Annotated in this window: 18 protein-coding genes and 1 pseudogene; 11 read left to right on the forward strand and 8 right to left on the reverse strand. The window is 72.1% G+C overall.

What is annotated here, in order from left to right; all coding sequences use genetic code 11:
• The first annotated feature begins 57 nt into the window (after nucleotides 1–57).
• Complete coding sequence (locus V2W30_RS30160) at nucleotides 58–618, forward strand: TetR/AcrR family transcriptional regulator (protein ID WP_338701429.1); 561 nt, start codon at nucleotides 58–60, stop codon at nucleotides 616–618.
• Between the two features lie 88 nt (nucleotides 619–706).
• Here the strand turns inward: V2W30_RS30160 and V2W30_RS30165 are convergent, their stop codons facing one another.
• Nucleotides 707–3,349 (reverse strand): DUF6923 family protein, encoded by a 2,643-nt coding sequence (locus V2W30_RS30165; RefSeq protein WP_338701431.1) that lies wholly within the window; start codon nucleotides 3,347–3,349, stop codon nucleotides 707–709.
• Nucleotides 3,350–3,642: 293 nt separating this feature from the next.
• The gene (locus tag V2W30_RS30170) at nucleotides 3,643–4,056 is read right to left on the reverse strand and encodes an arsenate reductase ArsC (RefSeq protein WP_338701433.1); all 414 of its coding nucleotides are present in this window, start codon (nucleotides 4,054–4,056) and stop codon (nucleotides 3,643–3,645) included.
• A 50-nt stretch (nucleotides 4,057–4,106) separates the two neighbouring features.
• Between V2W30_RS30170 and V2W30_RS30175 the strand changes: the two genes are divergently transcribed.
• The 3 genes from V2W30_RS30175 (at nucleotide 4,107) to V2W30_RS30185 (ending at nucleotide 6,749) form a co-directional block, all read left to right on the forward strand.
• Entirely contained in the window at nucleotides 4,107–4,415 is a 309-nt protein-coding gene (locus V2W30_RS30175; RefSeq protein ID WP_338701435.1) for a metalloregulator ArsR/SmtB family transcription factor, read from the forward strand.
• 29 nt (nucleotides 4,416–4,444) lie between these two features.
• The gene (arsB, locus tag V2W30_RS30180) at nucleotides 4,445–5,533 is read left to right on the forward strand and encodes an ACR3 family arsenite efflux transporter (RefSeq protein ID WP_338703822.1); all 1,089 of its coding nucleotides are present in this window, start codon (nucleotides 4,445–4,447) and stop codon (nucleotides 5,531–5,533) included.
• 127 nt (nucleotides 5,534–5,660) lie between these two features.
• Entirely contained in the window at nucleotides 5,661–6,749 is a 1,089-nt protein-coding gene (locus tag V2W30_RS30185; RefSeq protein WP_338701437.1) for an ArsO family NAD(P)H-dependent flavin-containing monooxygenase, read from the forward strand.
• A 94-nt stretch (nucleotides 6,750–6,843) separates the two neighbouring features.
• On the opposite strand, the gene V2W30_RS30190 is transcribed toward V2W30_RS30185, so the two are convergent.
• The gene (locus V2W30_RS30190) at nucleotides 6,844–7,215 is read right to left on the reverse strand and encodes a metalloregulator ArsR/SmtB family transcription factor (protein ID WP_338701439.1); all 372 of its coding nucleotides are present in this window, start codon (nucleotides 7,213–7,215) and stop codon (nucleotides 6,844–6,846) included.
• A 146-nt stretch (nucleotides 7,216–7,361) separates the two neighbouring features.
• On the opposite strand from V2W30_RS30190, the gene V2W30_RS30195 reads away from it, so the two are divergent.
• The 5 genes and pseudogenes from V2W30_RS30195 (at nucleotide 7,362) to V2W30_RS30215 (ending at nucleotide 11,599) form a co-directional block, all read left to right on the forward strand.
• Complete coding sequence (locus V2W30_RS30195; protein WP_338701441.1) at nucleotides 7,362–8,744, forward strand: NAD(P)-binding domain-containing protein; 1,383 nt, start codon at nucleotides 7,362–7,364, stop codon at nucleotides 8,742–8,744.
• A gap of 38 nt (nucleotides 8,745–8,782) precedes the next feature.
• Nucleotides 8,783–9,148: pseudogene (locus tag V2W30_RS30200) on the forward strand (ArsI/CadI family heavy metal resistance metalloenzyme); the annotation flags it as partial.
• Nucleotides 9,149–9,250: 102 nt separating this feature from the next.
• The gene (locus tag V2W30_RS30205) at nucleotides 9,251–9,895 is read left to right on the forward strand and encodes a sigma-70 family RNA polymerase sigma factor (protein ID WP_338701443.1); all 645 of its coding nucleotides are present in this window, start codon (nucleotides 9,251–9,253) and stop codon (nucleotides 9,893–9,895) included.
• Nucleotides 9,896–9,972: 77 nt separating this feature from the next.
• Entirely contained in the window at nucleotides 9,973–10,812 is an 840-nt protein-coding gene (locus V2W30_RS30210) for a hypothetical protein (RefSeq protein ID WP_338701444.1), read from the forward strand.
• 124 nt (nucleotides 10,813–10,936) lie between these two features.
• Entirely contained in the window at nucleotides 10,937–11,599 is a 663-nt protein-coding gene (locus tag V2W30_RS30215; RefSeq protein ID WP_425244613.1) for a carbonic anhydrase, read from the forward strand.
• Nucleotides 11,600–11,602: 3 nt separating this feature from the next.
• Here V2W30_RS30215 and V2W30_RS30220 read toward each other — a convergent pair whose 3' ends face one another.
• Both V2W30_RS30220 and V2W30_RS30225 read right to left on the reverse strand, forming a co-directional pair.
• Nucleotides 11,603–12,109 (reverse strand): hypothetical protein, encoded by a 507-nt coding sequence (locus tag V2W30_RS30220; RefSeq protein ID WP_338701446.1) that lies wholly within the window; start codon nucleotides 12,107–12,109, stop codon nucleotides 11,603–11,605.
• A 331-nt stretch (nucleotides 12,110–12,440) separates the two neighbouring features.
• Entirely contained in the window at nucleotides 12,441–13,154 is a 714-nt protein-coding gene (locus tag V2W30_RS30225; protein WP_338701447.1) for a DinB family protein, read from the reverse strand.
• Nucleotides 13,155–13,274: 120 nt separating this feature from the next.
• Between V2W30_RS30225 and V2W30_RS30230 the strand changes: the two genes are divergently transcribed.
• Complete coding sequence (locus V2W30_RS30230; protein WP_338701450.1) at nucleotides 13,275–14,045, forward strand: SDR family oxidoreductase; 771 nt, start codon at nucleotides 13,275–13,277, stop codon at nucleotides 14,043–14,045.
• Nucleotides 14,046–14,112: 67 nt separating this feature from the next.
• Here the strand turns inward: V2W30_RS30230 and V2W30_RS30235 are convergent, their stop codons facing one another.
• Both V2W30_RS30235 and V2W30_RS30240 read right to left on the reverse strand, forming a co-directional pair.
• A complete protein-coding gene (locus V2W30_RS30235; RefSeq protein WP_338701452.1) occupies nucleotides 14,113–15,435 on the reverse strand; it encodes a BNR-4 repeat-containing protein in 1,323 nt (440 codons plus the stop codon).
• 85 nt (nucleotides 15,436–15,520) lie between these two features.
• Nucleotides 15,521–16,891, reverse strand: a complete 1,371-nt coding sequence (locus V2W30_RS30240; protein ID WP_338703824.1) for an MFS transporter — start codon at nucleotides 16,889–16,891, stop codon at nucleotides 15,521–15,523.
• Between the two features lie 144 nt (nucleotides 16,892–17,035).
• Here V2W30_RS30240 and V2W30_RS30245 point away from each other — a divergent pair, with 144 nt between their 5' ends.
• Nucleotides 17,036–19,309 (forward strand): FAD-dependent oxidoreductase, encoded by a 2,274-nt coding sequence (locus V2W30_RS30245; RefSeq protein ID WP_338701455.1) that lies wholly within the window; start codon nucleotides 17,036–17,038, stop codon nucleotides 19,307–19,309.
• Between the two features lie 11 nt (nucleotides 19,310–19,320).
• Here V2W30_RS30245 and V2W30_RS30250 read toward each other — a convergent pair whose 3' ends face one another.
• Nucleotides 19,321–20,109 (reverse strand): IclR family transcriptional regulator, encoded by a 789-nt coding sequence (locus V2W30_RS30250; RefSeq protein WP_338701457.1) that lies wholly within the window; start codon nucleotides 20,107–20,109, stop codon nucleotides 19,321–19,323.
• Between the last annotated feature and the right edge of the window lie 17 nt (nucleotides 20,110–20,126).

The following is a 20,126-nucleotide window of genomic DNA, read 5'->3' on the forward strand; positions in this document are numbered from 1 at the left end:
ACAATCTAAACACGGGCCTATGATAGATGCCAGTCGACATCCAAACGGGAGGTGGCCATGGGCCGCGTATCGCAGGCGCAGGCGGAGGAGAACCGCCGGCGGGTGGTGGACACCGCGTCCCGGCTGTTCCGGGAGCAGGGCACGCAGGTCAGCGTCGCCGACCTGATGAAGGCGGCCGGCCTGACCCACGGCGCCTTCTACAAGCAGTTCGCCTCCAAGGAGGCGCTCGTCGACGAGGCCACCGCCCACGCCTTCGCCGAGCTCGCCCGACGCCACGGCGTCGAACTCGAGCAGTACGACGGGGAGCGCGCCGATGCCCAGCGGGCGCTGATCGACTCCTACCTCTCCGTCGAGCACCGTGACGCCCCGGCGGACGGCTGTCCCGTCGCCGCGCTCGCCACCGACATCGCGCGCGAGCGCGGGGGGAGCGAGGCCCGTCGCGTCTACGCCGAGGGGGTGGCCGACTTCGCCGATTTCCTGGCCGGTGACGACCAGGACGGCATCGTCCGCCTGTGCACCCTGTTCGGTGCGCTGGTCCTGTCCCGGGCCACCAAGGGCTCCCCGCTCTCCGAGGAGATCCTCGCCGCCGCGCACGCGGCCTTGACCGAAACGGGCTGAGCGCGGGCGGACCGGTCTCGTCGTACGGCCATGGCCGGCACGCGGTGCGTACCGGCCATGGCGGGTGGTGCGGTGGGGCGCGGTCGGGTCAGGAGCGGCGGCGCCTGGCGCGGACGGTCAGGGCGCCCAGGCCGGTGAGGACGAGGGCCGCGGCCGTCCACGCGAGGCCGGCCGTCGTGGATCCGGTCTCCGCCAGCTCGCCATCGTCGACGGGCGGTGGGGTGGGGGAACCGGTGGGTGCCGGGGTGGGTTCGCCGGTGGGCGCCGGAGTGGTGGTGCCGGTGGGTGAAGGCGTCGGTGTCGGAGTGGGCGTCGGCGTGGGGGTGGGCGTCGGGGTGGGCGTGGGGGTGGGCGTCGGCGTCGGGGACGGCGTGGGGACGTCGACTGTGGTCGTGCATCCGTCAGCGGTGGCGCACGTGCCTTCGGGGCCGGTGGGGACGACGGTGTTGCGCAGTTTGTGGTCGCCCTCGTCGGGGTCGTTGACGGTGACGGAGTACGTGATCGTCGTGGACGCGCCGACGGCCAGCGGACCCGACCAGCTCAGCGTCGAGCCCTCGACGGTGGCTCCGCCGGTGACGTCGTCGTTGTAGGTGGCGTCGTCCGTGACGGCGGCGAGGTCGTCGGTGAAGGCCGCCGGGTGGGTTCCGGTGAGAGCGGTCTTCCCGGTGTTCTTCACCGTGACCGTGTAGGTCACCTTGTCACCGGGGCCCGCCGTGTCGATCGACGCGGCCTTGGCCACCGTGAAGCTGCCCGACGGGACGTCCACCGTGGTGCTGCACGCGTCGCTGGTGGCGCAGGTGCCGTCGGTGCCGGGTGTGACGGTGTTGACGAGCGTCGCCGGTGTGTCGATCGGGTCGTCGACGGTGACGGAGTACGTCAGGGTCCTGGTCTGGCCCACGGCGAGATCCAGTCCCCAGCTCAGGACGGAGTCGGCGAGGGTGCCGCCGTCGGTGGCGTCGTCGTTGTAGGCGGCGTGGGGGAGCACCTTGCTCAGGTCGTCCTCGACCCTGGCCGGCAGGGTGTCGGCGTCGAACGCCACCTTGCCGGTGTTCTTCACCTTGAGGGTGTAGGTGACGACACCGCCCGGAGCGGCCGTCCCGGGGGAGGCCGACTTCTCGACGGTGAACTCCGCCACGGGCGTCTGCACCTGGCAGTCGGCCGCCGACGTGCACGCGCCGGTGGGCCCGGCCACCAGGGCGTTGGTCAGAAGGTGGTCGCCGTTGTCGGGATCGCCGACGGTGACCTGGTACGTGATCGTGGTGTGCGCGCCCGCGGCCAGCGGTCCGGACCACGTCACCTTTCCGTTGCTGAAGGCCGCGCCGCCGGTGATGCTGTCGGTGACCAGCTCGCCGTCGTCCAGGACGTTGGCCAGGTCGTCGGTGAACGAAGCCGGCGAGGCGTCCGTGTAGTCGACCGTGCCGGTGTTGGTGACGTCGATCGTGTACGTCACCGTGTCGCCGAGGCTCACGTGCTCCGGTGCGGACACGTCGGCGCTCTTGGACACCGTGAACGAGGGGACCGCGGCGCCCGCGGGGCAGGCGGTGCTGCTGGCCTTGTTGTTGCCCAGAGCCAGGTCGTTCTCGTTGCCCAGGACCTCGGCGCTGTTGCGCACGGCGCCCGCGGTGCAGTCGGCGGGCGGGCTCGCCGGGGCCTTCCCGGTGATGACGATCGGCGGGCCGTCGGCCCCGGCGGCCAGCGCCGCTCCCGAACAGCGCACGGCGTTGCCCGTCCCGACGGCGACGACCTCGCAGCCGGGAGTGGCCGTGGCCGGGTTCTCCAGATTGTCCGGAAGCGTGTCGGTGACCGTGTAACCGGAGGAGTTGCCGGGGCCGTAGTTGTGGACGGTCAGCGTGTAGCTGAAGTCCTCGCCCGCCGTATAGGTGGCCGGACCGTCCTTGGTGATGCCCAGGTCGGCGGGCAGGCCGGGGAACGCGGCGCCGTCGTTCTGGGAGTTGGCGGGCCCCTTGGTCGTCGACACGATGGTGATCGACGGTGAGTCGGACGCCGGGTTGTTCAGTTGCAGCTGGTAGACGGTCCCGGTGACGTTGTTGGAGATGCCGATGTTGCCGTTGCCGTAGACCCACTGGGCGCCGTACGGGTTGGCGGGCAGACCGGTGACCGGGACGGACAGGACCGCGCCCGTCGCGGGGTCGATCCGGTAGAGGCGTCGACCTTCGCCGTAGACCCCCCACAGGTAGCCGTCGGCCCATACGAAGTCGGAGATGTTCGGCACGGTGGCGCTGAGAGCGATCCTGGTGGTCGTCCGGTTGGGGACGTCGATCGCGTACAGGTTCTTGTCCGCCGTCGCCAGCCGCACGTACAGGGTGTCCGCGGTGGCTCCGCCGCCGAAGGTGCCCTGGTTGTAGTTGAACTCGCTCCTGGGCAGGCCGACTTGGCCCAGCGCCGTCGCGGCACCGCCCTGGCCGATGCGCGTGAGGCCGCCGTTGTCGTTCACCCCGTACAGGTACCGGTCGGCGAGGCGGAATCCCATGGCGTTGTACCCGAACGTCGCGGTGCCCTGCTTGACGAAGGAGATCGCTTCGGCGCCCTGGACGGCCTGGTAGAGCGTGCTCGGCTCGCCGCGGGCGGGCCCCTGGGCCACGAACACCAGGGGGTCGGCGGCCGGAAAGGGGTCTCCCGCGGCGGCCTGGGCCACGGGCGTCCCCTGCACCCCGGCCATGAGGACCACCCCGACGGACGCGGTCACCGCCAGGGTTCTGTTGCGAAGCATGTTCTGTTCCTCTCCGGGTGGGAGGAGGCGCCTCCCTGCATGGACAAGTCGCCTTAAAGTGATGAAAGCTCACTTTTACTACTGGTCCGGGCATTTAGGCCCGTGTCGGGGAGGAGTGACATGCTGCCCGCGGGGGGTCGGGCGACGGCGGGAGCGGGGCCGGCCGCTCGTCGCCGGGTGGGTCTGTCCGCGGCCGTCGCCGGGCCGAGCGAGAGCGGCACCGGCCGCACGCGTGTGTGTCGGACGACGTGGCGTAAGCCGACGTGGGGCGGGTGGGTGCCGACTTCCGGCGGTCAGTCGCGCGGCCGCGGCGCGATCTCCGCGATCAAGCCCTCGACGAGCACCTTGATCTCGTCGCGGATCGGGCGGACGGCCGCGACGCCCTGGCCGGCCGGGTCCTCCAACTGCCAGTCGAGGTAGCGCTTGCCGGGGAAGACGGGGCAGGTGTCGCCGCAGCCCATGGTGATGCAGACGTCCGACTCCCTGACCGCCTCGACGGTCAGGATCTTCGGGGTCTCGGCGGAGATGTCGATGCCGACCTCGGCCATGGCCTCGACGGCGGCCGGGTTCACACGCTCGCCCGGGTTCGATCCGGCCGAGCGGACCTCGACGCGGTCTTTGGCCAGGTGGGCCAGCCAGGCGGCGGCCATCTGGGAACGGCCGGCGTTGTGGACACAGACGAAGAGCACGGAGGGCTTGTCGGGCATCAGGGTCTCTCTCGTTACATCAGCGGCAACTGATGTGACAGTATCAGTCCATGATGACGTCAGCCGACGCTGATCTGATCCGGGTGCTGGCCGACCCGCTCAGGCTGCGGATCGTGACCCTGCTCGCCCGCGAGACGCTGTGCACCACCCACCTCGTGGAGGAGACCGGCGCCCGCCAGACGAACCTCTCCAACCACCTGAGAGTGCTGCGCGAAGCGGGGGTCGTCGAGACCGAGCCCTGCGGCCGCTTCACCTACTACAAGCTGCGCCCGGACGTCATCGCCACCCTGGCCGGCCGGTTCACCGACCTGGCCGAGTCCGCCCGTGCCGCCGCCGACAACAAGAGGGCCTGTCCGTGACCCGCATCGACGATCCGTCCGCCGCCACCATCACCCGTACGACGCACCCGGCCGAGGACTCCTCGATCGTGGCGAAGCTGTCGACGCTCGACCGCTACCTCGCCGTGTGGATCCTGCTCGCGATGGGCGTCGGCCTTGGCCTCGGCCGCCTGATCCCGGGGCTGGGCGACGCGCTGTCGAAGGTCGAGATCGGCGGTATCTCGCTGCCGATCGCGCTCGGCCTGCTCGTGATGATGTACCCGGTGCTCGCCAAGGTCCGCTACGACCGGCTCGACACCGTGACCGGCGACAAGAAGCTCATGGTCTCGTCGTTGGTCATCAACTGGATCGTCGGCCCGGCCGTCATGTTCGCGCTCGCGTGGATCTTCCTGCCGGACCTGCCCGAGTACCGCACCGGATTGATCATCGTCGGGCTCGCCCGCTGCATCGCCATGGTCATCATCTGGAACGACCTCGCGTGCGGCGACCGTGAGGCGGCGGCCGTGCTGGTCGCCCTCAACTCCGTTTTCCAGGTCATCGCGTTCAGCCTGCTCGGCTGGTTCTACCTCGACCTGCTGCCGCAGTGGCTCGGCCTCGGCGACGGCCAGGGACTCGACGTCCCGGTGTGGCACGTCGCCCTGAACGTGATCGTCTTCCTCGGCGTTCCGCTGGTCGCCGGCTACCTCACCCGCCGCGTCGGCGAGAAGAGGATGGGCCGGCAGAAGTACGAGTCCGACTTCCTCCCGAAGATCGGCCCGTGGGCCCTGTACGGGCTCCTCTTCACGATCGTCATCCTCTTCGCGTTGCAGGGTGACGCGATCACCTCGCAGCCGCTGGACGTCGTACGGATCGCGCTGCCGCTGCTCGTCTACTTTGCGATCATGTTCTTCGGGTCCTTCGCCCTGGGCAAGGCGCTCGGGATGGCCTACGACCGCACGGTGACGCTCGCGTTCACGGCCGCCGGCAACAACTTCGAGCTGGCCATCGCGGTCTGCGTCGCCACCTTCGGGGTGACGAGCGGGCAGGCCCTCGCCGGGGTCGTCGGACCGCTGATCGAGGTCCCGGTCCTGATCGGACTCGTCTACGTCGCCCTCGCCCGGCGCAAGAAGTTCGCGTCCGCCCCGCTGAACACGCTGTAGGAAGGTTCTCGTGAGCGGCGTGCCCGGTGTGGGGGATGCGAGCGGCGTGGGTCGTGTGCTCGATGTGGGGGATGCGAGCGGCGTGGGTCGTGTGCCCGGTGTGAGGGACGCGAGCGGTGTGGGTCGTGTGCCCGGTGTGAGGGACGCGAGCGGCGAGGGTCATGTGCTCGATGTGGTGGTGATCGGTGGCGGCCAGGCAGGGCTCGCCGCCGGATACCACCTGCGCCGCCAGAACCTGGACTTCGTCGTCCTCGACGCGCAGGCGACGCCGGGCGGCGCCTGGCAGCACGCATGGGACTCGCTGCGCCTGTTCTCCCCGGCGGCGTTCTCCTCCCTGCCCGGCCGTCCCATGCCGGGGCGGCCGGGCGAGGGGTATCCCGACGCCGCCCATGTCGTCGCCTACCTGAGCGAGTACGAGAAGCGATACGAGCTGCCCGTCGTACGGCCGGTGCGCGTGTCCGGCGTCCATCGCGACGGCGCCCGTCTGCGGGTCGAGTCCGACAGCGGGGTGTGGACGGCCTGCGCCGTGATCTCCGCGACCGGGACCTGGTGGCGGCCGTTCCTGCCCGCGTTCCCGGGCCGCGCGGACTTCGCGGGCCGCCAACTCCACACCGTCGGATACCGCGGCCCGGCCGACTTCGCGGGACAGCGCGTCGTGGTGGTGGGTGGCGGCAACTCCGGCGCCCAGATCGCCGCCGATCTCGCGGTCCGTGACGACATCGCCCTGACCTGGGCGACCCGGCGCCCACCCCGCTATCTCGCCGACGACATCGACGGCCGGGCCCTGTTCGACGCCGCCACCGCCCGCCGCCGCGCCCTGGACGCGGGCCGCACCGACACCGGCGGCGTCGCCTCGCTCGGCGACATCGTGGCCGTGCCGCCGGTGCGCGAGGCGCGGGACGCCGGGCTGCTCACGGCGTCACCCCTGTTCGCCCGGATGGAACGCGACGGGGTCGCCTGGGCCGACGGCAGCCGCGCCGAGGCCGACGCGGTCATCTGGTGCACCGGGTTCCGGCCCGCCCTCGCCCACCTCGCCCCGCTCCGACTCCGGGGCACCCGTGGGCACATCGCGACCGACGGCACGCGCGCGGTCGACGAGCCGCGCCTGCACCTGCTCGGCTACGGCGACTGGACCGGCCCCGCCTCCGCCACGCTCATCGGGGTGGGGCGTCCGGCTCGGGAGGCCGCCCGGGAGATCGCCGGCCTCGTCCGCTGACGGGCCGGGCGGGGTGCCCGGCCAGGTACTCGGGCTCGTTGCTCCCGTCAGGTCACGCGACGCTCCCGTCAGGTCACGCGACGCTCCTGTCAGGTCACGCGGCTGAGCGGAGCGTCAGCAGCTGACCCATGGCCGCCAGGACGGAGGGCTCGACCCGGTAGTACACCCACGTGCCGCGCCGCTCGGAGGTGAGCAGGCCGGCGTCCTTGAGCTTCTTCAGGTGGTGGGAGACGGTCGGCTGAGAGACGCCGACATCCGAGATGTCGCAGACGCACGCCTCCCCGCCCTCGTGCGAGGCCACCGCCGAGAACAGCCGCAGCCGCACCGGATCGCCGAGCGCCTTGAACATACGGGCTGCGGTCTCCGCCTCCTCGGCGGAGAAGGGCCGCTCGGTCAGCGGCGGGCAGCACGGCGCGACGCCCTGGTCGGCGGGTTCGAGCAGCGGCAACGCCTTCGCATTCGACATATGTCTATGTTGACATACGTCTAAGCAGGGCGGGAGGTGCGAAGGCCCTACCGATTCGATGAATGTCTATGTTGACGCTTGTCGAAGCAGGTGCGATGCTGGCCGGGCAAGCCATCGACAGACGTCGAATCAACGAGGAGCGCACCGTGCCCACGCCTGCCACCGCCGAACTGCCCGTCGTCGTCATCGGAGCCGGTCCCATCGGTCTCGCCGCGGCGGCCCACCTCGTCGACCGGGGCATCGAGCCGCTCGTCCTGGAAGCCGGCCCGGCCGCCGCGACGGCGGTGCGCGCCTGGTCGCACGTGCGGCTCTTCTCCACCTGGGGCGAGGTCGTCGACCCGGCCGCCGAGAAGCTCCTCGCCCCCACCGGCTGGGTCAAGCCGGACGCCGCCACCTACCCGTCCGGCGGCGACTGGGCGGACGCCTACCTCCAGCCGCTCGCGGACGTCCTCGGCGACCGGGTCCGCGCCGGTGCCACCGTCACCGGCGTCTCCCGCTCCGGCCGCGACCGGATCGTCGACGCCGACCGCGCGGCCCAGCCGTTCGTCGTGCACATCGCCCACGCCGACGGCCGCGAGGAGCGGATCTTCGCCCGCGCCGTCCTCGACGCCTCCGGCACCTGGTCCACCCCATCCCCGGCGGGCGGCAGCGGCCTGCCGGCCCTCGGCGAGAAGGCGGCCGCCGACCGCATCGCGTACCGCGTGCCCGACCTCGACGACCCGGCCACCCGCGCCCGGTACGCGGGCAGGCGCACCGCCGTCATCGGCTCCGGCGCCTCCGCCTTCACCGCCCTCGCCCAGCTGGCCGCCCTCGCCAGGTCCGACGACGGCACCGGCACCAAGGGCGTGTGGGTCCTGCGGCGCGGCATCAGCGGCTCCACGTTCGGCGGCGGCGAGGCCGACCAGCTGCCGGCCCGTGGCGCCCTCGGCCTGGCCGCGAAGGCCGCCGTGGACGACGGTCACGCGGACGCGGTCACCGGCTTCCGTACGGATGCCGTCGAGCGGACCGCCGACGGCCGGCTGATCCTGGTCGCCGAGGACGGCCGCCGCCTCGACCCGGTCGACGAGATCATCGTGCTGACCGGCTTCCGCCCCGACCTGTCCTTCCTCTCCGAGATCCGCCTGAACCTCGACGAGCGCCTCCAGGCCCCCGTCGAACTGGCCCCGCTGATCGACCCCAACCAGCACTCCTGCGGCACCGTCTACCCGCACGGCGTGAACGAGCTCGCTCACCCGGAGCGGGACGTCTACCTCGTCGGCATGAAGTCCTACGGCCGCGCCCCCACCTTCCTCGCCCTGACCGGATACGAGCAGGTCCGCTCCGTCGCGGCCGCCCTCGCCGGGGACCAGGAGGCGGCCGAGAAGGTGGAGCTGACGCTGCCCGAGACCGGGGTGTGCGGCGGCGCGGGACTCTTCGACACCGCCGACACCTCCGACTCGTCGCAGGACGGCGGCTGCTGCGCCGCCCCGGCCGCGCCGTCCGTCATCCAGATCGGCGTCGGCGCTCCCGCCGCGTCCGGAGGCTGCTGACGCCATCCGATCCGCCTCGTCCCCGTAGGAGGTACGCCATGTCCCGCGTCCAACTCGCCCTTCGCGTCCCGGATCTGAGCGCGTCCGTCGCGTTCTACAGCAAGCTGTTCGGGACCGAACCGGCCAAACTCCGCGACGGCTACGCCAACTTCGCCCTCACCGAGCCCCCGCTCAAGCTCGTCCTGATCGAGGGCACCGCCGAGGAGGCGACCCGCCTGGACCACCTCGGCGTCGAGGTCGGCTCCACGGCGGAGGTCCGCACGGCGACCGCCCGGCTCGGCGAGGCGGGCCTGGCCACCACCGAACAGCACGACACCACCTGCTGCTACGCCCTCCAGGACAAGGTCTGGGTGCACGGCCCCGGCCAGGAGCCCTGGGAGGTGTACGTGGTCAAGGGCGACGCCTGACCCCGACCGGGCGATCCCCGAAGCGACGGTGAGACCATCCGTCGACGGGACATCACGAGGAACGGGAACCTTCGGCCGGGTGCCGGACACGGACAGAACATGGAACTGAACGACGCCGGCCCCGCCGTACCGATAGGCGGGGCGACGGACCGGGAGTTGTGGGCGCGGGCCGTCGACGGCGATCGCGAGGCGTTCGGCCGGATCTTCGACCGGCACGGGAAGGCCGTCTACAACCACCTGTTCCGGCGGACCGCCGACTGGTCCGAGGCCGAGGACCTCACGTCGACCGTCTTCCTGCACGCCTGGCGGCGGCGCTCGGAGACGGTGCTCGACCGCGACTCGGCCCTGCCGTGGCTGCTGGGCATCGCCAACGGCCAGTTGTCCAACACCCGGCGGCGGCTGAGACGGGCCGAGGCGTTGCTGCTCCGGCTCGTCTCGCACGAGGAGTCGGTGGGCGACCACGCGGACAGCGTCGCCGGACTGGTCGACGACGAGCGCCGCATGTCGGAGATCCACCGGGCGCTGGCCCGGCTGCCGCGTCACGAACGCGAGGTCGTCGAACTCTGCGTCTGGTCGGGCCTCGACCAACAGGCGGCCGCGACGGTCCTCAAGGTGGCGGTCGGCACGGTGAAGTCCCGGCTGCACCGGGCCCGGCAACGGCTGGGCGCGGATCTCGGCGCGGCCGCGGCTGCGGCGCCGTTCGGTTCCAGGCAGCCCGTCAACGCGAAGGAGATCGCACGATGAATGGCATGCAGGGCATTCCCGCGGCTCCTTCCGATCGTGATCTGCCGGACCACCGGCGGACCCGAGAGGAACTACTGATGCAGATCGCTCCGCAGGACAAGACAGCCTCGCTGCGACGTAGATGGGGAGTGCCGCTCGGCGTCGCCGCCGGTGTGACCGCGGTGAGCGTCGGGGCCGTGGTCGTCCTGGGTGGGACGGGGGACGCTCGGCCGAAGGCCGCAGGGCCCGCGCACAGCGGCGGCGGCCCGACGACCTCCACCGCGTCACCGAGCCCGAGCGCCTCGCGTGGCGCCACAGGGGGAGCCGGTACGGGGCAGACGTCGACCGGCACGCCCTCGTCCTCGTCCGAGGCCGGCTTCACCATCGGCGACGCGACGACGACCCCGATCGACCGCGGGACCGTCGCCAAGATCCTTTCCTCCTGCCTGGGGGCGGACGCGTCGCGGTTCCACGCCGTCCTCGCGGTCCGGACGCCCGTCGCCGCGCAGAACGTGGACGGGATGGTCGTCGCCGTCGACTCCGCCGGCCAGTACGTGCAGTGCCAGTCGAAGGGGGACAAGGGTTCCACCCCGAACTCCCCGCCGACCTTCATCAACGACCGCCTGTGGGGCACGGGGCACGTCATCTCGTACTTCGACTCCGTGCTCCAGCCCGCGGGCAAGGGGACGTACCTGGCGCTGGGCGCCGGGCACTACACGTCCGACGTCGCCAAGGTCACCATCAGCTACGGCGACGAGCCGAAGGAGTACCCGGCGCGCATGGCGGGCGGCGCGTTCGTCTACGGGGCCGCTCTGTCGCCGGACGCGCCTCCCGGTCCGCGCTACTCGGGCCCGAACCCCTATGTCCACGCGTACGACGCGTCGGGCAAGGAGATCTACAACCAGGCCGAGGACCCGCAGTTCACCAGCGGCCAGTAGGAGGCCCGTAGCCGGTCGGTGGGCGGCCGCTGGGGCTCCGAGCAGGGGGATGCGTCCGGTGTCCGGCGTCCGGTTGGGTCAGTGGGGTCAGCGGGGCTGGTGGGCCGGACCGTACGATTTCTGTATGACCGAGATGCCCATACCGCCCGCCGCCGACCAGCCGATCAGCCCGGACGCCGCCTTCGCGACACTGATGGCGGGCAACGAGCGGTTCGTGACGGGGAGCCCCGCGCACCCCAACCAGGACGCCGCCCGCCGCGCCGAACTCGTGCCTGCCCAGAGTCCCTTCGCCGTGCTGTTCGGGTGCGCGGACTCCCGCCTCGCCGCGGAGATCATCTTCGACCGGGGGCTCGGCGACCTGTTCGTCGTGCGCACCGCGGGACACGTCCTGGGTGCCGAGGTGCTCGGCAGCATCGAGTACGGGGTGAGCGTGCTCGGCAGCCCGCTGGTCGTCGTCCTCGGGCACGACTCGTGCGGGGCCGTCGCCGCCGCGCGCTCCGCGGTGGAGAGCGGCACGACACCCGGCGGTTTCGTCCGTGATGTCGTGGAGCGGGTGACGCCGAGCGTCCTCGCGGCGCACGCGGCGGGGCGGGTCGAGGACGAGGAGATCCTCCACGAGCACATCCGGCACACCGTGGACCTGCTCCTGGACCGTTCGCAGGCGCTCGCCGAGGGCGTGGCGGCCGGGCGCACCGCGGTGGTCGGCCTCTGCTATCGGCTCACCGACGGCAAGGCGCAGGTGATCGCCTCCCGCGGCCTGGCCACCCCCGCCGTGGCGGAGGTCTGAGGCTCAGGCCGCGGGGCACAGCTCCGCCGGGGCGGACGCGCGCGCCACGGTCGTGGCCACCGGGCGCGCGGGCTTCGCGGCCTGCGCGCGGGTCCGGGCGAACACGACCAGGCGCAGGACCGCGAACCGCGCGACGCCGGCCAGCGCGGACGCCGACAGGTAGACGACCTGTTCGAGCACCGCACCCGGCGCCGTCACCAGGAGCTGGAGGACGGCCATCGCCACGCAGGTCACCGCGTACGCGGCCGCCGCGGAACCGGCGGACTGCGCGTGCTGGCGCCAGGTCGCGCGCCCGCCCGCGCCGAAGGTGAAGCGGGCGTGCAGCTCGGTCGCGAGCAGCGTGGAGACCACCGTGATCAGCGCGTTCGCGAGGGCCCACGGGATCCAGGAGGCGAGGGCCGCCACGGCGAAGCTTGAGGCGACCCCGACCCCGCCGCCGCAGAGCACGAAGCGGGCGAAGGCGGCGACGGCGCCGGGCGCCGACTGCGTCTGACGCTGTGCTGTCTCCATGTCCCCAACCCCTTCGATGGCGTGCCGTCCGTGTGAGCGGTGCCGTTCGTGACGCCATGATGGCACACGCGTGGTGCCATGTGTAGTGGTTATGGCGTCACGCGTGGCGCCGCACCGGTGGTGTCACGATGTCGCGCGGCAGGTTCTGTGGCGTCATGGCAGGTGGGAGCGGGTGCCCGCCGCTCTTCGGCGTCACCGTTCGCGTGATGACGATGCGCGCGACTGTCGGATGCCCATGCCGATGCCGATGCCGATGCCGGTGCCGCTGCCGGTGCACGTGACGATTGGCGTGATGGTGCGTGTGGTCGGCCGCGTCGGTGGAGAGCCGCGCTCAGTGCGTGAAGCGCGCCTGCCACAGGTCGCGCAGCAGCCCGATCTCCGCCATGTGGTGGATGAACTCCAGGACCGTCCCCCACAGCACGTCGACGAACGGGTCGTCCGGATCCGAGCCGTACGGGTACTGAGAGAGCCCGACCGTGTCGAGCTGCTCGTCGGTGAGCGCGGCCACGTCGGTGCGCCAGCGGTCGAGGACGGCCCAGAACCGTTCCAGGGCCACGGCCGCGGACGGGCTGAAGTCGACCAGGTCCTTCGGGTCCGTACGGCGCTCGCCGAACGTCCACTCCCACTGGCCCGCGAAGCAGAAGTGCAGATGCCCCAGACGCCACGCGAGCGTGGTGACATGTACGGGGTCGGGCTGCACCGGGCCGCTGTGCGCGAGGACCTGGCGGACGCGCTCGACGCTCACGCTCCAGTCCTCGGCGATCTTGTCGACGGTCATGCCGTCGGCGGCCTGCCGCGCGACCTCCTCGTACTCGTTCGCCGGGATGTCCGCCGCGCCCTGGTCGAGCACCCACGCGCCCGCGCCGAACGCCCGCGGTGTCACCGCGGCCCCGCGCCGCCGCACCGACCAGCAGCCGGCCACCGGCTCCCACAGGTACTCGTCGTCACCGAGCCCCGCGAGCCGTACCTGAGCCATCTCCCTGGCGCGGTCGAACTGGTCGAGCAGTACGCCGAGTCGGCCGCTCGGCCCGCTCGCGGTACCCATTCCGAACTCCCCCTGCCGACATCGGCCGGAGCCTAACGGCCCGGTGTCCGGGCGGGCGAGCGATTTTCCGTTGACGCCGTGGTCCGCGGGCGGAGAGGATCCACGACCGTGACGTCATCCATGGATCAGGACCCGGCCGTCGCCCGCCCGATCGCCCTGGTCACCGGCGTGGGCCGAACGGCCGGTATCGGAGCGGGAGTTGTCCGCCGGCTCGCCGCGTCGGGCTGGGACATCGCCTTCACCTCCTGGACCCCGTACGACGACCGCATGGACTGGGGGAGGGAAGCGGGAGCGAGCGAGACGATCGGCCAGGACCTCGCCGACCAGGGCGCGGCCTGTGCCGCGATCGAGGCGGACCTCGCCGACCCGGACACCCCCGCCCGCGTCTTCGACGACGTGGAGAAGCGGCTCGGCGGGGTGAGCGCACTGGTGCTGTGCCACTGCGAGTCGGTCGACTCCGGGCTGCTCGACACCACCGTGGAGAGCTTCGACCGGCACTTCGCCGTCAACGCGCGCGCCACCTGGCTGCTCATCCGCGAGTTCGGACTCCGCTTCTCCGGCGCGCACGGCACGGGCCGGATCATCAGCCTCACCAGCGACCACACCGTGGGCAACCTGCCCTACGGGGCGAGCAAGGGCGCCCTGGACCGCATCACGCTGGCCGCCGCCCGCGAACTCGCCCACCTCGGGGTGACGGCCAACGTGATCAACCCCGGCCCCGTGGACACCGGTTGGATGTCCGACGAGATCCGTGACCACTGCGTGGGCGCCACCCCGCTCGGCCGCCTGGGCACCCCGCGGGACACCGCCCACCTCGTGGACTTCCTGTGCTCCGAGGAGGGCGGCTGGATCAACGGCCAACTGATGATGAGCAACGGCGGCTTCGCCTAGGACAGGCCCCCTTCACCACCGGTGGCCACGGCCACCGGTGGTGAAGCCGCCTGCCGCAGCCGCAGCCTCAACGGCGCGCGTAGTAAAGGGTGTTGTGCGCCGTGTCCGGCAGGTACAGCACGTCGTTCCCGTCCGAGTCCCGTCGTACGGCCAGACGGTCCGCCGGTACGCCGGGCGTCGCGGACTGCGCCGTCCAGGTGCCGCCCGCCTCGGTCGCCGCGAAGACCCGGTCGGTGCCGGACGCGGTCACGTAGTACACGCGCTTGGCGTCCGTCTCGTCCCAGGTGATGCCCAGCGCGGCGGTCGTCTGCCCACCCGCGTACACGGTCTGCCGCGCCCAGCCCGCCCCGCTCGGATACGCGTAGTAGACGCGGAAGACGCCCGCGCTGTCGGCCGACCGGTACCGGAAGGCGACCTTGGGCGTGGACCCGTCGAGGGTCAGCTTGGCGCTCTGCACCGCCGGTCCGGTGTAGCCGGTGTTGTCGCTGCTCCACTCCTCGCCGCTGGTCAGACCCTGGACGACGTCGGCGGTGTCGGGGGTGGCGGGGACGGTGGCCGCGGCCCCCGTGCTGTCGGCGAAGGTGCCCGTCGACGGGTCGTAGCGCAGGTAGGACAGCTGGTGCCGGAACGCCGACGACGGCGCCTTCGACCACTCGTAGAGGATGTGGACGCGTCCGGCGCTGTCGACGGCGAGGTCGTCCGGGTAGACCGCGCGGTACTGGGCGGTGGCGAAGGTGGCGACGACGCTCCACTTCGCGGCCGCGTTGTCCCAGCGGTAGAGCTTGCCGGGGCGCTGCTCGGCGCCGATGCCCACGCGGGCGGTCAGGTACAGGTCGCCGTTGGGCGCGGTCGTCAGGACCGGATACGTGATGCCCACCCCCTGGTCGGGGAGTTCGGAGGCGTGGTCGGTGATGCTGCCGCCCGCGCTCTCCGAACGGAAGTAGCGCCACGTGTCACCGTGCATGGACGTGAAGTCGTGCAGCCGGCCGCTGCCGTCCCGGGCGACGGACGGCTGGTTGTGGCCGTTGTCGTCCGTGAACTCGGCCTGCTGACCGTCGCTGTTGAGCAGCGGCAGGCGGCTCCAGACGCCGTCGGGGTCGCGGCGGGCGATGGCCGGGCGGTGCGTGGCGGCCGTCGAGCCGGGCTCGTTGAATGCGAAGTACGTGTACTGCCCGCGGCCCTTGTACGTGGCGGCGGGCGTCCACCAGGCGGCCTGGTTGGACGAGTCCATCGCGTACGGGACCTTCTCGACCGTCGCGACCGTGTCGGCGGCGGCGGTCGCAGCGGTCGCCGTGGTCGTGGACGGACCGGCGGACGTGGCCTGCGCGGTTGGTACGAGAGTGAGCACGGCGGTCAGTGCCGCGGCCGAAACGGCGTACGGGCGTCGCATGGTGACTCCTTCGCGGGGGACAAGCGGGGGACAACAGGGGAAACAGAAGGGGAAGGGACAACAGGGGAGCGGCGGGAGCGGGGCGTCACGAGGTGGCGCGCGAGGGTGCCGTCTCGCGGGCCCGCAGCACGGTCGCGCCCGAGACGAGGGCGATCACGATCAGGTAGAAGGCGGGCGACAGGTCGTACCCGCTGGCGCCGATCAGCCACGTCGCGAAGTACGGGGTCATGCCGCCGAACAGGGCCGTGGCGAGGTTGTAGGAGACGGCCATGGCGCCGTACCGCACACGCGTGGGGAAGAGCTCGGCGAGGGCCGCGGAGATCGCGCCGTCGAACGCGGCGATGCACAGGCCGAGCACGATCATCGCGAGGGCGGCCAATGGCGCGTCGCCGACGCTCAGCAGCCAGAACGCCGGCCAGGACACGACCACGAACCCGGCGCACCCGGCGATCAGCAGCGGCCTGCGCCCGTAGCGGTCGGAGAGGGCGCCCATGAACGGCACGGCCGCGGCGACCACGAACAGCCCCGCCGTCGTGATCGCGAAGGCCTGGACGCGGCTGAAGTCGAGCGTGGTCTGGAGGTAGCCCGGCATGAACGTCTGGAGGGCCCAGTGGCCCACGGCCTTGATGAGCATGAATCCGGTGCACAGGAGCATGGCTTTGCGGGCGGTGGCGAAGCTCTCGCGCAGCGGTGAACGCGCCTGCCCGCCCTCGCTCTTGAGCCGGCGGAACTCGGGGCTGTCCTCCAGGCGCGTCCGCAGATACACCCCGGCGATGCCCAGCGGCGCCGCGAGGAGGAACGGCAGGCGCCAGCCCCAGTCGTCCATCGCGTCGCCCGGCAGCGCGGCGGTGAGCAGCAGCACGATGCCGGAGCCCGCGACGAACGCGGCGAACCCGGAGGCGTCGATCCACGACGTGATGAAGCCGCGGCGGTGCGCGGGCGCGTACTCGGCGAGCAGGGTCGTCGCGCCCGCGCTCTCCCCGCCCGCGGCGAACCCCTGCACCAGGCGGCACAGCACGAGCAGCACCGGTGCGAGCACGCCGACCGTCGCGTGCGTGGGCAGCAGCCCCATGGCGAGCGTGGACGCGGAGGTGGCGAGCACGACGATCGCCAGGGTCCGTTGGCGGCCGACGCGGTCACCGAGCGAGCCGAAGAAGAGACCGCCGAGCGGCCGCATCACGAAGCCCGCCCCGAACACGGCGAAGGTGGAGAGAAGCTCGGCCTGCGGGCTGGCGGAGGGGAAGAAGTGGTGGGCGAGGATCACGGCGAGCGTGCCGTAGATGCCGAAGTCGAACCACTCGACGAAGTGGCCGAGGCCCGCGGCCACCATGACCTTGCGCAGCACGGACGGATCGGCGGACCGGTCCGCGCTCCCCGGATCGTTCGACGGTCCCGCATCTGCCGCGTCCCGCGCGCCACTCGGCTGCGATGTCAGCCGTGTCGCCCCGCCGGTCATCCCCTTCACCCCTGCCTCCTCGTTCTCCGTCGGCCTCGACCGCGGCGCGAACTTACAGCAGATCCCACTGGCTGAATAGTGGTTGCACAATATGCATGTGATGTACGTTCATGACGGCTCGAACCATCACCGAGGAGGCCGCACGTGCGGGAAGAAGAGGCCCACTACGACATCGCCGTGATCGGCGGCGGCCTGGCGGGGACGTGCGCGGCCATCGCCGCGGCCCGGCTGGGACGCCGGGTCGCCCTGGTGCACAACCGCCCGGTCCTGGGCGGCAACGCCAGCAGCGAGATACGCGTCTGGGTCTGCGGCGCCACCGCGCACGGCGTGCACCGATGGGCCCGCGAGACCGGCGTCATGGGCGAGCTCTACACGGAGAACCAGTACCGCAACCCCGAGGGGAACCCGTACTACTGGGACCAGGTGGTCCTCGACGCGGTGCTCGCCGAACCGCTGATCGACCTGTACCTCAACACCGACGTGCGCGAGGTCGACGCGTCGGGCCCGCAGGACGCACGCGAGGTGCACTCCTGCACGGGATGGATGATGGGCTCCGAGCGCCGCATCACCTTCCACGCCCGGCAGTTCCTCGACTGCACCGGCGACGGACTGCTCGGCCATCTCGCGGGCGCCCGGTACCGGATCGGCCGCGAGGCGCGCTCCGAACACGGCGAGCCGTGGGCGCCCGACGAGGCGGACGAGGCGCTGCTCGGCTCGACCATCCTCTTCCACACCAAGGACGCGGGCCACCCGGTCAAGTTCGTCCCGCCCGCCTACGCCCGCGACCTGACCTCGACGCCCATCCTGCGCAACCGCGTCCTGCGCACCGGCGACAACGGCTGCGACTACTGGTGGATCGAGTGGGGCGGCGAGCTCGACACCGTCCACGACAACGAGCGGATCCGCGACGAACTCCAGGCCGCCATCATGGGGATCTGGGACCACATCAAGAACTCGGGGGAGTTCCCCGACGCCGCGAACCTCACCCTGGAGTGGGTCGGCAGCCTCCCCGGCAAGCGCGAGTACCGGCGCTTCGTCGGCGACTACGTCCTGACCCAGCAGGACATCCTGGAACAGCGGCAGTTCGAGGACCGGGTCGCCTTCGGCGGCTGGTCCGTCGACCTCCACCCCGTCCAGGGCATGTACGCCGACGAGCCCGGCGCCCGTCAGCGGTACGCGGACGGCGTCTTCCACATCCCGCTGCGCTCCCTGTACTCCGCGAACGTCACGAACCTGCTGTTCGCCGGCCGCAACATCTCCGCCACGCACATCGCCTTCGGCGCCACCCGCGTGATGGCCACCTGCGCCACCCTCGGCGAGGCCGCGGGAACCGCCGCCGCGCTCTGCGTCGACGAAGGGCTCACTCCTCGTGAACTGGCCGTCAAGCGGCCCGAGTTGGTCCGCCGCACGCTGCTGCGGCAGGACGCCTCCGTCATCGGCGTACGCGACGACGACCCCGCCGACCTGGCCCGCACCGCCCGCGTCAGCGCCTCCTCGCACCTGGACCGGCTGGCCGCGGAACCCACCGCCGAGGCGCCCGGCGAGCCCTGCCCGCTCACCCGCGACCTCGCGCTGCTGCTGCCCGTGGACCCCGCCCTCGACACGGTCGACCTGCTCGTCCACGGCGCGGACGACGGCCGACCCCGGCAGCTGACCGTCGAGTTGTGGGGGACGGGACTCCCCGAGAACGGCGTGCCCGTCGACCACCTGACCACGACGACCGTCACGGTCGCGCCCGGCGGACCGCACTGGGTCACGGCCCGCCTCGACCACCGTCCGCAGGCCCCCGAGAACGTCGTCCTGATCGTCCGTTCCTGCCCCGGCACCGCCCTCGTCCTCGTCCCCGAACGCACCGACGGCGTCCTCGCGCTGCGCCGCAGGGTCGAGGGCGACGCGGCCGTCGACCACGACATCCCGGAGGAGGAGGGCCAGTTGGTCCTGGAGTGGCAGGCCCGCGGCCTGCGCCGCAGCTCCTTCGCCTTCCGCGCCTCGCCGGCCACCCGCGCCTTCGCGCCCGAGCAGACGGTCGGCGGCTACCAACGCCCGTACGGCGGGCCGCGGTTGTGGTCCTCGGACCCGCTGGCCGACCAGTGGCTGCGCCTCGACTGGGACCGCGAGCAGCAACTCGCCGAAGTGCGCGTCGTGTTCGACGACGACGTCGACGAGTACCTCAACAACCTCCACCGCCACCGCACGCCGTACGAGGTCATGCCCGAGCTCGTCCGGGACTACCGCGTCGAGCACCAGGACGCCGACGGCGACTGGCACACCCTGCTGACCGTCACCGGCAACCGCCGCCGCCACCGGATCCACCGGTTCACGGACCCCGTGCGCACCCGCGCGCTCCGCCTCGTGGTGGACGCGACGCACGGCGCGCCGCGCGCCCACGTGGTCGCGTTCAAGGCGTACGGGGCGTAGGTCCGCCCGGTTCAGACGGCGCCGAGGGCCTGGCTGACGGCGTCGGCCGCTTCGATGACCTCGCGGACGAGGGCGCCCCGGGCGTCCTCGTCCCCGGCGTCGGTGCCGAGCACGGACGTCGGGCCCCACAGCGAGACGGCCGCGACGATGTCGCCGGAGGCGTCGCGGACGGGAGCGGCGAGGGAGGCGCGGCCCAGCGCGCGCTCCTCCGCCTCCACGGCGTACCCCGCCCGGCGCACGGCGGCGAGCTCCTCGTCGAGCAGATCGTGGCTGACGGTGGTGAACTCCGTGTGCGCTTCCAGGGGTTCGGGCAGGAGCTTGCGCCGGTCCTTGGGCGTGAGACCGGACAGCAGGCACTTGCCGATGCCGGTGGCGTGCAGCGGCGCCGTGTGTCCCGCCTGGGTGTACGACTTGGGGGCGCGGACGCCCTCGAAGTTGCACAGGAACATCAGGACGTCGCCGCGTCGGACGGCGACGTTCGCGCCGAGTCCGGTGCGCGCGGCCAGCTCCTGGAGGACGGTGCGGGCGGCACGGTGCACGGGGTGGCGGTTCACGGCGGTCGCGGCGAGGGAGAGCGTGCCCAGGCTCAGGCGGTAGAGGTTGCTGACCGGGTCGCGCTCGACCATGTCGAGACGCTCCAGCGTGGACAGCAGCCGGGACGCGGTGGAGGAACCGAGTCCGGTCAGTTCGGCCACGTCGGAGACGCGCAGCTCGGCGCGTCCCGAGTCGAGCGCGCGCAGCACGGAGACGGCCCGCTCCACACTCTGGTTCGTCCCGGCGTCGGTCGCCCGAGTAGCCATGGCCCTCCTCTGTCCCT

Origin of the sequence: Streptomyces sp. Q6 (assembly GCF_036967205.1) — a bacterium.
Classification (GTDB): Bacteria; Actinomycetota; Actinomycetes; order Streptomycetales; family Streptomycetaceae; genus Streptomyces; species Streptomyces citrinus.